Origin of the sequence: Dyadobacter sp. 3J3 (assembly GCF_009801115.1) — a bacterium.
Taxonomy (GTDB): domain Bacteria; phylum Bacteroidota; class Bacteroidia; order Cytophagales; family Spirosomataceae; genus Dyadobacter.
In genome coordinates this window covers 51,244-64,077 of record NZ_VTOL01000012.1, presented here as the reverse complement: position 1 = coordinate 64,077, position 12,834 = coordinate 51,244, and the positions used below count along the sequence as shown (strand labels likewise).

The window sequence follows — 12,834 nt, the reverse complement described above, 5'->3', positions numbered from 1 at the left end:
ATAATCTAAATGAGTTTCTTAGTAAGTAGCTTTCTATTTTTCTGAAATACAAAATAAGCCAATGGCATAACTATTGCCCACGAATATAAATTTACCGAAAGTAAAAAAGTATATAGTCCCAAGCCTCGTTTTAAAATAAACCCAATAGAAATTAACAAAAGTATCGAACTTAATACCTGAATGTTCATAAGAGGCTCTTTTTTGAAGGCTCTTAGATAAATAGTTAGGCTATTAAGTAAAAGCAAAGAAAACTGAGAAAAAATGTATAAAATAATTATTTCGATATCGGGTATGCGTGTAGCATATTTAGCCAAAAAAGTAGCTGGCATGACGCTAACAATAATCACTAACAAAATTGATAAAGTGATAAAGACAAATGCCGATTGTATTGTTGCTTTTTTTACTAACAGGTCTAACTCATTGGTCTTGTTTTGAGAAACCAGAATATTAAATGTCGGAATTTTGGTTTGTGTCCAGCTGTAAGCTACCGAAGAGAGAGCAATCATAACTGAGATAATTAATCCAACTTGTCCTGCTTCTTTGGCACCTACAAATTTATATATAGCAGGGACGTACAAAAATGCTATTAAGTATGTGGCAATAAATGAAACGGCGTATCGAACCTGTAAGCTCAATGTTTCGTCTAAGAAATTATATTTATCTTTTATCCTGTATGAATACACTTGCGTCCAAAATGCCTTGCCCATTCTAAAAAGCCCAATGGTGGCAAGAAGGGTTCCTAGAAAAATGCCGATCACCAATGCCCATATTTTGAACCCAAGAAATAAGGTTAAACAGGTGAAAAATGTAACAAGAAAACTATTGAACAGAATATTGATATGTATCTCTTTAACCTTATTTAATCCCTGATATATTGCCTGAAACATTGCCGTAAGCATTCCAAGCCCACCGATAAATGAATAGGCAATCCAGATGAACAGTAAGTGGGTATCAACTGGTCCGAAATACAATACTCCGGCGCCTATCAAAATAGCTATTGCGGCAAGTGAGACCTTAATGTAAAACTTAACCGAAAAGTAAATAAATGCGATAAACCTATCCAGTCGATCGTCATCACCTGCTATTAGGTCTCCTTCAAAACGTAAATGTGCATATTCATGGCTAACGAATTGTGTTGTTATTGTGGCAAAACCCAGGTCAGCTAACATCGTCAGGGCTCCCAAACTGGTAAAGGTATACCAAGTACCTTGTTCCTCAGTGGAAAGATATTTTACAATAAAAAAAATGGTAAGTGGCGCCCTGATAACCCCAAGTCCCCTATTTACGACTGACCAAAAAATAGAGCTATCTATATCCAGTTTTTGAATAATACTTATGAGTCGGTTCTTCAAATTATTACGTTAAACTTCATGATTAGTTTTACTTTGTAGACCAAGCAGCTTAGTCTACAAAACTCAAAATAAGATAAGTTCCAGCCGCTTGTAATTAGTTAAATAATATTTCTTTATGAAAAAACCGGAATACATAGCCTACCAGCAATAGTGGGTATTTTGAAAAATGGTTTTCTAAATAAATCTTTAAATGATACTAATTTATAGGTTCGTCTGCCAGTTTATTTGTTTTGACCAAAGGAGATGAGGCTAAGGCTATTCTTATGATTCGTCGGATTGCCAAGAAAAAGAGAAACAATAAGCCAATAGTTATACCGCCCAAAATAATACTTTTTGCTTTGCTTGTTTTTTCTTTGGTCAGAGGTAATACTGGAAAGTCTACAATTTGTATAAGTGGAGTTTCCCGCAAAAGAGAGATTTTAGCTAATTCCAAATTTTGTATCAGCGTTCCTAGAACTTGCTGGTGTATCTCTCCGTTAAGTTTTGCATTTTGAATAGGTGCGATCCGTTGTGCCATACGCGTTGGATTTTGATTAGGCGTGGCATCCGCAATTACAACAGCTTTATTGATAGCTCCGGTCATTATGGTTCTTACCGAATCTGTTTTCGCCTGTAAGATGGCCACATTTTCCAGAGATTTTTTTGTTTTCGTATCAAGATAAAAATTATTCACATTTTCAACGAGCTTTTGATTAAAAGTCATTGAAAAAAGCTCATCAGGGCTGGTGACTGTCACATACAGAATGTTTAACTTCTTATCTTTTTTCAAAGCGTTGAGGTATGATTTATCTATAGTATTCACAACGGTTCCAATAATACTGTCATGCAAAAGCTGCAGTTGAGGTGTACTATAAATATTATTTGGAATGAATTTAATGTTTCTTAATGTGGGTTTTTTATCCCACTTTTCTTTTAGCTCGTTAAATTGAATATAACGATCTATAAGCAATTGCTTTTTTCCACCAAACTCTCCTTCCGTAAGAAGCGTTTGAGTTATCATGTTGCGGGACCTGTATAACTCTAGAATATTCTCCCCCTCAAAAAGTCCACCACCCCCGCCCCCCAGATCCACACCAAAGGTTGATGCCAGCCCCGCATAGCTTCGAAGCCCGCCACCTTTGTTACCCTCTTCTAGTACGAAACTGGTAGTAGCTGTGTAGACAGGCGTTTTAAGAATTGCGTAAACTAAGCCCAAAGCTCCTCCAAACACACCAGAAAGCAGTATTAAACGCCATTTGTGGGAAAAGTAGTGCGTCCAGTCTTGTATGCTATGAATTAACTCTCTTAACGAAGCATTTTCGTCATCATTAAAATTATTTTTCGAGAGGTATACTTTTTTTTGCATTACTCCATTATTTTTTGTATTAGATAAACTAGCGTCTGATTATTGCAAAGACAAGAGTTGCTAAAGATGCTATTGCCGTACTTAAACCTACCCATGATTGTACAGACATTCTTTCCCTTTCGGCCTTTCGGGGTACGGAAATTTCAGATCCAGGTTTTACCTCCGGATAGTTGTTGAAAAGTAAGGCTCTTTTTGTTCCTCGTACAGAGCCGTTGGAGTGGCTTATAAAAGAGCCTTTTTTAAATGCATTGTGAGTAAAACCACCTGCACTGTTGATATAATATCTAAACGAGCGTCCTGGTTCATAAACAACGCTTATTGGGCGTAATACTTCACCACTGATCTTCACTGTCTGTAATAAACTTGGAACTACTATTACATCGCCGTCTTTTAGTATTAAATCATTTCTCGACATAGGGTTATTTAAAATTTTATCAAGCTCAATACCTACCAGATCAGAAGAGACATTAACCAGAGCCACGGGATTAGTTTTTCCTTCATCATTTCCATTTTCACTTAACCGGGCCAAGTTTAATTGCCGTATTGTTTTTTCTTCCTCATCCAATCCAGTATTAACAATATTGGCGGCTGGTCTCTTTAGTGAAGCTCCTTCTGGATAGGCAAATGCTGTTAACCCACCAGCTCTTTTAACTATATCGGAAATGCGCTCATTTTTTGAAATGATAGTGTAAACGCCAGGACGTATTATCTCACCTGAAACCTGTACCTTAAGCAACGGCGTAAAACCTATAACAGGGTGCACAGACACAATGTCAAATGGTTGAAGCAAAAAATTGCGATCAATTACCCGTAAACTGCTATCTACTGCAATATGGAAGATCTGAGCTACTTCGGTGGTACTCTTGCTGAGATCAGCACCTTTAATCCTTCTGGAAATTTCAATATCTGCTGGATTTGCTCCTTCTTTAAAGCCGCCGGCCATTTGAATCAGGTTTTCAACGCTCAAATTACCGGCAAATTCAAATGAACCCGGTCTTCTTACTTCTCCATCTATTGATACGGTATATTGATCACGTAAATCAGATATTGATGAAATTTGTGCGACATCATTTCTTTCTAATTCTATATCCGAAATGCCTCCTTTCATTACTTCGGCTAAATCAAATGAAACAATGGAATTAGTGTTATCAGCATTTAAACGAATAATATATCCGTTGCTCATAAATACATCAGGTGCAAGGCCATCAGCCTGCTTTATTAGCTCTGAAAGTTTAAGCCCTGGTTTAAATGTAAATTGTCCCGGCCTGGTTACCGCGCCATTAATTTGAACCTTGTTTTCAAGTTTGTCTAATATAGAATCAATGTAAATCTTGTCTCCATTTTTCGGTATGTAGTTTGGGAAATCTGATAAAGGAACTACAACAATTTTGCGGGCATTAAATGTATTTTGAATTATTTTAACTCTTGCTTTATATGCATTGTCAGAAAAGTCACCGGCATACCTTAAAATATCGGACAGGGACTCGTTCTGTTTGATTTCGTAAATCATAGATCTTTTCACTTCTCCTATTACATCAACATGAATTTGATATATAGGTATATGGATTACGTCCAGATCCTGTAATCTTATATTAGCAGTTTGGATACCATTAAGAAGAAAATCATACAAGTCCACGGTAGCAACTACCTTATTATTGCGAATGACCTGAATAGTCCTGAAAGAACCTTTGTCGTTAGGGCCTCCAGAACTGTATAAAGCGTTGAAAACACTTGTAATAGAAGGTAGTGTGTAAGTGCCTGGCTTCATGACTTCACCACTAATAATCACTTTTATACTTCTTATATTTCCAAGGTTTAGGGAAAGCTGTGTTCTACCGCTTCGTAATGATGGGTAGGTATTATCCATTTGCGCCTTAATCTTGTTTTTTGCCTGTTCAATGGTTAATCCACCAACTGATACACGACCTATATATTCAATTGAAATAAAACTCTCCGGCGAAACCCTGAGTTTATAGCTTACTTCATTATCTCCTGTTAAATCCAGTAAAAGTTCATCACTTGGACCTATAACATAATTCGCCGGAGTAGGCATGTTCAGATTTGGTTCGAATGAAGAAAAAGCACTGCCGAAAAATTGGGAACCAAATATCCGGTTTGAGACATTTACATCATTTTCATTAGTATTTTTTTTATATTCACTGCGTTCTTGCTTCTTACTTTCTTCTATTGTTGTGCCCGTTTTTTTTGTGTTTTCGAGCTTTTTAACACGATCTCTGAACTGCTGTATCTGGGTTGCGTCCATACCTCTCACTTTTGCCGCTTGTTCCAATTCGGCTTCGCTATATCCCGAATCACGCATACGTTTGACAATATCCTGAACCTCCGCATCGGACATATTACCTTCATTGACACCGCCGAGATTGTTGCTTTTGGATTGCTGTTTGCTTGTTTCGCCTGAGTTTCTTTGTGGTTGATCCTGTGTTTGTCCTTGAGTTGTTACAAAGAAAAAGGTCAAAAAAAATGAAAATGCAAAAATGAAAGAGGCCTGTTTTTTTATTGTCATATGGGTCAAAAGATTGAGGACCTCTCACGAAAAGAGGGCAAACAAGTTTAATGTTAATCCAATTTTCGCAAAGTTACTCTCAGTACATGACATGGAGTAACCTGCGAATAATCGGTAAATTAGTGTGATGCTACTATATTATGGAATTGAAATAGTAAAACCTCTTATCAGAATCAATTCTTTTCACAAATCTAAAAAATAAAGTTTAGCAATTCAGTTTCAAGTTAATATTTCGATTATCGTTTTCTAGTGTGTTTTGAAATTTTACTCTTCCAAGAGTAGGGGGATGGTCATTTGTATATATTTTGGATTATTTTGCATACAGAAATTATACATTAAAATTTCTATTAAATCCTGTTCTCAACGCGAATTGACAACTCCTTTAGCTGACCATCAGATATAGTAGACGGTGAATCAATCATTACGTCACGTCCAGAATTATTTTTTGGGAAAGCAATGAAGTCCCGGATCGAATCAACGCCTCCAAAAAGAGAACACAGACGGTCGAATCCAAAGGCAATTCCAGCATGTGGAGGTGCTCCAAATTCAAAGGCGTTCATCAGAAAGCCAAATTGATTTTGTGCTTCTTCCGGGCTGAAACCCAGCACTTCAAACATTTGCTGTTGCAAATCACGTTCGAATATACGTACAGAACCACCACCAACTTCAACACCGTTGATTACCATATCATAGGCATTGGCACGAACTGCACCAAGATCGGTTGCCAGCAAAGAAATATCTTCAGGTTTCGGACTTGTGAACGGATGGTGCATTGCAAACCAGCGGTTTTCTACCTCTCCATATTCCAGTAACGGGAAATCCAGAACCCATAGTACGCGGTAATCGTCGGGGTTACGGAATCCAAGACGTGATCCCATTTCAAGTCTGACTTCATTAAGCTGCTTGCGCGCTTTGTCGCCTTGTCCGGATAATAATAGAATCAAATCGCCAGGTTTTGCATCAAATGCAACAACCCATTTTTTAAGATCTTCTTCTGAATAAAATTTATCAACGGAAGATTTAACCGTTCCGTCTTCATTGTAACGAACGTAAATCAAGCCTTTTGCGCCAATCTGAGGACGTTTCACCCAGTCGGTAAGCTCATCCATTTGTTTTCTAGTATACACAGCGCAGCCGGGAGCACAAACGCCCACAACCAGTTCTGCATCATCAAAGACGCCAAAACCTTTTCCGGAAGTAAGATCCTGGTCTGCACCTTTCAGCTCTACAAACTTCATATCAAAACGGATATCAGGTTTGTCAGATCCATATAAACGCATCGCATCGGCGTAGGTCATACGCGGAACTTCTGGTAGATCGATACCCTTCACTTTGCTGAAAAGATTACGGATCAGGCCTTCAAAAGTATTCAGGATGTCTTCCTGCGTTACAAATGACATTTCGCAGTCAATTTGTGTGAATTCCGGCTGACGGTCGGCACGCAAATCTTCGTCACGGAAACATTTTACAATCTGGTAGTAACGGTCAAAACCGGCCACCATCAGTAGTTGCTTGAACGTTTGCGGGGATTGTGGCAATGCGTAAAATTCTCCTGGATTCATGCGGCTTGGTACCACAAAATCACGTGCACCTTCCGGAGTGGATTTTATCAAAACGGGTGTTTCAACTTCGATAAAATTAAGATTATCAAGATATGAACGGGTATGACGCGCTACCTGATGGCGTAATTCAAGATTTTTACGTATTGGGCTGCGACGCAAATCCAGATAACGGTATTTCATACGGATGTCATCACCACCATCGGTTTCGTCTTCAATCAAAAACGGAGGTAATTTCGCAGGATTCAGGATTGTTAGTTCTGAAACACGGATTTCAATAGAACCTGTTGCGATTTTATCGTTTTTGGAAAGACGCTCAATTACTTCGCCTTTGGTAGAAATTACAAATTCCCTGCCCAATGAGCGGGCAGTTTCCAATACCTCAGGTGGCGTTTTGCCTTCTTCAAAAAGAAGTTGTGTTAAACCATAACGGTCACGTAAATCCAGCCATACCATCCCTCCTTTATCACGGATTCTCTGAACCCACCCACACAATATAACATCTTGATTTACATGCTCTAAGCTTAACTCACCACAGGTATGTGTACGTAACATATAATTATTTTAATACTGATATAAAGATACTGTCTGATAATAAATGGCGCAAAAGTACGTATTTTTAGCAAATCTAACATGAAGTGTTTTTTATGAAATTATATAAAGTCAGGTTTAAACTCGTAAATATTTTATTTTTTATCACAATTGCTGGTTTTGTGAGTAGTTGTGGTGATTCTGAGGTTGATCCGGTAACCGGTCGTTCTTCTGATTTTGAAATGGTCCCGCAGAAGTTTCCTATAACGCCCGGAATCATTAACGAAGCATCTGCACTGGCAAGCAGTTTTACAATGACTGGCTATATCTGGACGCTGCTGGACTCTGGAAATCCCAATTCAGTATATCTTTTGAGTACAGATGGCAAAACGATAAAAGAATTTAATATTCCCGGGTCCATCAACCACGATTGGGAGGCAATGGCAAGCGGTCCTGGGCCGGCTGGGGGTACAAATTATCTTTATATTGGTGAAATCGGGAATAATAATCCGCCTATGACGGCCACCAATATCATTTATCGCATACCTGAGGTCAGTGATATTTCAGGTTCTTTTAGTCAGGATAAGCTTGAAAAAATAACATACAGCTATCCGGATGGCCCAAGGGATGCCGAAACTTTGCTGCTAGATCCTGTTACAAAGGATCTTTTTATCATTTCAAAAGAAATGGATAAGGCCAATATTTACAGGCTTCCTTATCCTCAATCTACTTCGGCAACCATTACGGCTGAAAAAATAGGTACGATTCCTTCGGTTGTGTTTACAACGGATGGAAGTATTTCCTTTGACGGAAACGAAATTCTGATCAGGAATTATACTTCGGTTTTTTACTGGCAACGAAAGTCTGGTGAAACCATTGGCCAGACACTTTTACATACACCAAATAAGACATTGATCACCGCCGCCGAGCCTCAGGCGGAAGGTATCACGTTTGACAAAGAAGCGAAAGGCTTTTATACGCTGGGTGAAATCGGTCAGGCTACCAGTGTTTCGTTAAGTTATTATCTCAGAAAATAAACTTCACTCCTTTTTATGTTCAGAAACTTTCTAATTTTTGCCTTTTTATTTGCCGGATTCTTTGCCAAGGCACAAGCTCAGGCAGCTCCTGATAATTTTGTCAAAGAAAATTATTCCAAAAAGGAATATGATATTTCAATGCGCGATGGTATCAAACTTCACACCATTGTTTATTCCCCAAAAGATGCGGCGGTTGAAAATAAATATCCGTTTCTGATGCAGCGGACCTGTTATAGTGTGGCGCCTTATGGGGAAGATGCGTATCCGGTACGGTTAGGCCCAAGCACTTTGCTGATGCGGGAAAAATATATTTTTGTTTATCAGGATGTCCGTGGCCGTTATAAAAGTGAAGGTGTGTGGACCAATATGACACCTCATATTGATGCTAAGAAAAATAAAACCGATGTTGACGAAGCTTCGGATACGTATGATACCATTGATTGGCTTTTGAAAAATGTAGCTAATAATAATGGTCGAGTAGGGCAGTGGGGTATTTCTTATCCGGGATTTTATACAACAGCCAGTGCATTATGCGATCATCCGGCTTTGAAAGCATCTTCGCCTCAGGCGCCGATTTCAGATTTCTTTTATGATGATTTTCATCACAACGGCGTTTTCACACAAGGTTATTATCTGACTTTTCCGGTTTTCGGTATCAAACCCTCCGAACCGACAGCGGCTTCCTGGTTTGAAAATGATTTTATCAAACCAACACCAGACGGTTATACTTTCAACCTGAATATGGGCCCGCTGAAAAATTTTGATAAGTATTATTCCAAAAATTTTTTCTGGCAGGAAACGGTGGATCATCCTAATAAAGATGAATTCTGGCAAAAGAGAGATATTCTTCCGCATTTGAAAGGATTGAAACATGCTTTTATGACCGTTGGCGGCTGGTTTGATGCCGAAGATCTTTATGGTCCGCTGAATACTTACAAGACTATCGAAAAGAATAATCCAGGTATTTACAACACTTTGGTTGTTGGGCCATTCGGGCATGGGAGATGGAGCCGCGAGACGGGACACACGTTTCACAATGATATTTATTTTGGTGACAGTATCGCTACTTTTTATCAGAATACGATCGAAGGGAAATTCTTTAACCACTTCCTGAAAGGTGCCGGTGATGGCAAAACAGGATTGCCGGAAGCTTATCTTTTTGATACAGGAAAAAAGAAATGGGAAACCTATGAAAAATGGCCGGTCGCAAATGTTGAGAAGAAGAAATTGTTTTTCCAGGCTGATGGAAAGCTGAGTTTTGACAAACCTGCGGCTTCAAAATCATTCAGCGAATATGTTAGTGATCCGATGAAACCTGTTCCATATACTGAAAATTATAAACAAATGTCAGGTTTTACGCCTTTTGAATATATGTCCGAAGATCAGCGTTTTGCTTCAACCCGGCCGGATGTGCTTGTTTTTAAAACGGAAGTATTAACGGAAGATATGACTTTGGGCGGTGAAATCCTGGCTCAGCTTAAAATAAGTACCACAGGAACGGACGCGGACTTTTTTGTAAAACTGATCGACGTATATCCAGATGATGAGAAAAATAATGAATTTCAGCCTAACCCGAAAGTTGTAATGGCAGGTTATCAGCAGATGGTTCGCAGTGAAATTGTAAGATCCCGTTTCCGTTACAGTATCGAAAAACCAGAACCACTGGTTGCCGGAAAATTGACCGATGTTAATTTCCGTTTGCAGGATGTTTTACACACATTCAAAAAAGGACACTGTATCATGGTTCAGGTGCAAAGCACTGTTTTTCCATTATTTGATCGGAATCCACAAAAGTATGTCGCTAACATTTACAAGGCAGAGGCAAGCGATTTTATTAAAGCAACACAAAGGATTTATCATCAAACGGGTGCAGAAAGTGGCCTTACTGTTGACATTATCAAATAAAATAAGATTAAAAAATTATTCTGACGGGTGGGAGTATTTTCCATCCGTCTTTTTTATTTTGACCTGTTCGATAATTACACTCAGCAACTTTTCCGGATCAATCGGTTTGGAAATAATATCACTGATACCGATCGCAAACATTTTTTCTTTTACATCGGGCGCAACACTTGCTGTCACTGCTACAATTGGAAGCGTTTCCCCTCTTTCTCTGAGCTGTTTTGTAGCTTCGTAACCATCCAGAACGGGCATGTGAAGATCCATCAATACGATTTGATGTCGGGTCGCATCCAGTTTTTCCAATGCTTCCTGGCCGTTAATGGCAACGTCCGATATAGCACCCCAACGCTTTAAAAAACTTTTAATAACCAGTACGTTCATCCGGTTATCTTCTACAATCAGTACATTCAAATGCTGTAAAGGTTTTTCTTCCGGCTGATCCACGCCTACAGGCTGTGGTATCGCAGGTTCATCAGGAATGGGGAAAGTCTGGATGAAGTAAAACGTTGAACCTTTTCCTTCTTCACTTTCAAGCATAAGTTCGGACCCTTGCAAGGCTAGCATATGTTTACTTACAGAAAGTCCAAGGCCCGTACCGCCAAAAACCCTGGAAGTAGAAGAATCGATTTGTGTAAAGCGCTCAAAAATGATCTTTTGCTTTTCCAGAGGAATGCCAATGCCGGTATCTTCTACTGATATTTTCAGCGTGACTTCCTTTTCTGTTTTGTTTACTATATCAATTTTCAATTTGACCCATCCCGACTTTGTAAACTTGATAGCATTCTGAACAAGATTTCCGACAATCTGTGCAATCCTTGTTGTGTCACCAAGTATTATTTTTGGTAAAGGTCCATGCAGTTCGGCAGTAAGGTCAATATTCAGCTCATTTGCGGAGGCTTTATGTACGGAAATTATTTTATGCACCAGGTCAGAAATGTCAATAGGAATACTTTTAAATTGCATTTTCCCTTCTTCAATTGTACTAAAATCAAGAATATCATTGACGATACCGAGCAAATTTTTTGCCGAAAATAATAGAACATCCAGATGTGATTGCTGGTCCGGTCGAGGATCTTCCTTCATCATCAAATGTGTCATACCGATTACAGCATTCAGGGGTGTACGGATTTCATGGCTCATGGTACTTAAAAATTCGCTTTTTACTTTCAATCCTACCTCGGCATCTTCTTTCGCCTTTTTGAGCGTAAATGCAAAGCGAAACGATAAGATCAGCGACTGGCAAAAGAAAAATCCAAGATATCCGGAAAATAAGAGAAACTCCTTAGGATATGCGATGTCGTAATAAGCGAGTATTAAAGTAATGAAAATGATGCAGAGTGCTATCGTGCTGAGTAGTGCATACTTGGCACCGATTCTTTTATTGCGGTAAGCAACCCAGTAAACGTATATGGCAAAAAATATGTAGGGAGTGAGCAGCCCAAGGAAGGGATTCATCAGCTGGCTGAACAAAATCGGGGGTGATAGTATCGTAATCAGTGCAAAAGCAAAGCATACGCCAATCATGCAAAAAATGATTTTGCCAGGCGTGTCTTTTGGATACAAATAGCGTGTGTACAAGGCAAACATGGCCACAGCCATAAACAGGGAAATATATTCAAGATGAATGGCCAGCTGCCAGCCTATGTATGGAAATATGGTATGAAGCGAGTAACCTCCTGAACCAATAATCCGATAACTGTAAAAGAAGCAGAAAAGAGAAAAATAAAGCGTGGATTTATCATGACGGCCAAGCAAATATAGACCAAGGAAATATAGTCCGCCCATGATCATGCAGCCTGTCAGCAAGAAATCAAGTGCATTGCCCAGATTACTGTTGTCCTGTAATTCATTGAACAAACCGATTTGAATGGGTTTGCTGATTCCGCCTTTAGAATGATGAAAATTGGATATGAAAAGTTTTAAATTTAATGTATCGGTGGCCAAAAAAGGTTTAACCTGAGTGGACCAGTAAGGTGTTGTCGTTTCTTTCGTTGGGCCGGGTGTCCCGTTTCTGGCAATCAGTTTTCCATTGGCATATAGCTCGTAAGCGCTATACATATCAGGAATCTTTAAAGCAAGCTGGTCCCTTTCTTTCGGCAGAAGGATTTTGATTTCGTAGGTTGCAAATCCTTGGGAAGATATCGTTTTTCCTTTCCAAAGAATTGTATTCCACAGTTCAGGGAAATTTTCATATTCATGATAAGTGTCAGACCGGGAAGTTTTTTTTAATAGTTTCCAGTAAAAAGTCCATTCGCCATTGATATTAATTGGAGCGTCGGTAAATTTCGCAGACCTCAGATCAAGAACACCTTTTATTGCTTTTGGAGCATAGATGGGCTGCGACGCAAAAGATGGAAATATTAGCATAACCATACTTACGACTAAAAGTACCACCCTCAACCCAGGTACACAATTCCGTGTCATTTTCTATTCATAATATGTGACATGCAGAATTTTTGTAACCGATATGTAATATCTGATTATATTCGAGTCATTGCGCTGACTACTAAACAGAAAAGTTCGAAGTTACTTCAATATACAAAATACTAAAAGTGGGTTTTTTTACTGAGCAAAAAAACAAAAC

At 38.9% G+C, this 12,834-nt stretch carries 7 protein-coding genes; 2 read left to right on the top strand and 5 right to left on the bottom strand.

Going from position 1 to position 12,834, the window contains the following annotated elements:
• Positions 1 to 5: 5 nt before the first annotated feature.
• The 4 genes from FZF08_RS23535 to aspS form a co-directional block, all read right to left on the bottom strand.
• Positions 6 to 1,352, bottom strand: a complete 1,347-nt coding sequence (locus tag FZF08_RS23535) for an oligosaccharide flippase family protein (protein WP_159474324.1) — start codon at positions 1,350 to 1,352, stop codon at positions 6 to 8.
• Between the two features lie 196 nt (positions 1,353 to 1,548).
• Positions 1,549 to 2,697 carry an exopolysaccharide biosynthesis protein gene (locus tag FZF08_RS23530; protein WP_200837157.1) on the bottom strand — a complete coding sequence of 383 codons (1,149 nt, stop codon included), beginning with the start codon at positions 2,695 to 2,697 and terminating at the stop codon, positions 1,549 to 1,551.
• A 28-nt stretch (positions 2,698 to 2,725) separates the two neighbouring features.
• Positions 2,726 to 5,221, bottom strand: a complete 2,496-nt coding sequence (locus FZF08_RS23525) for an SLBB domain-containing protein (RefSeq protein WP_159474321.1) — start codon at positions 5,219 to 5,221, stop codon at positions 2,726 to 2,728.
• A 347-nt stretch (positions 5,222 to 5,568) separates the two neighbouring features.
• Positions 5,569 to 7,335, bottom strand: coding sequence for an aspartate--tRNA ligase (aspS, locus tag FZF08_RS23520; protein WP_159474318.1), 1,767 nt, complete (start codon positions 7,333 to 7,335; stop codon positions 5,569 to 5,571).
• Between the two features lie 92 nt (positions 7,336 to 7,427).
• On the opposite strand from aspS, the gene FZF08_RS23515 reads away from it, so the two are divergent.
• Positions 7,428 to 8,348 (top strand): PE-PGRS family protein, encoded by a 921-nt coding sequence (locus FZF08_RS23515; protein WP_159474315.1) that lies wholly within the window; start codon positions 7,428 to 7,430, stop codon positions 8,346 to 8,348.
• Between the two features lie 15 nt (positions 8,349 to 8,363).
• Entirely contained in the window at positions 8,364 to 10,253 is a 1,890-nt protein-coding gene (locus tag FZF08_RS23510) for a CocE/NonD family hydrolase (protein WP_159474312.1), read from the top strand.
• A gap of 15 nt (positions 10,254 to 10,268) precedes the next feature.
• Here FZF08_RS23510 and FZF08_RS23505 read toward each other — a convergent pair whose 3' ends face one another.
• On the bottom strand, positions 10,269 to 12,674 hold the full coding sequence (locus FZF08_RS23505; RefSeq protein WP_229216665.1) for an ATP-binding protein: 2,406 nt from the start codon (positions 12,672 to 12,674) through the stop codon (positions 10,269 to 10,271).
• Between the last annotated feature and the right edge of the window lie 160 nt (positions 12,675 to 12,834).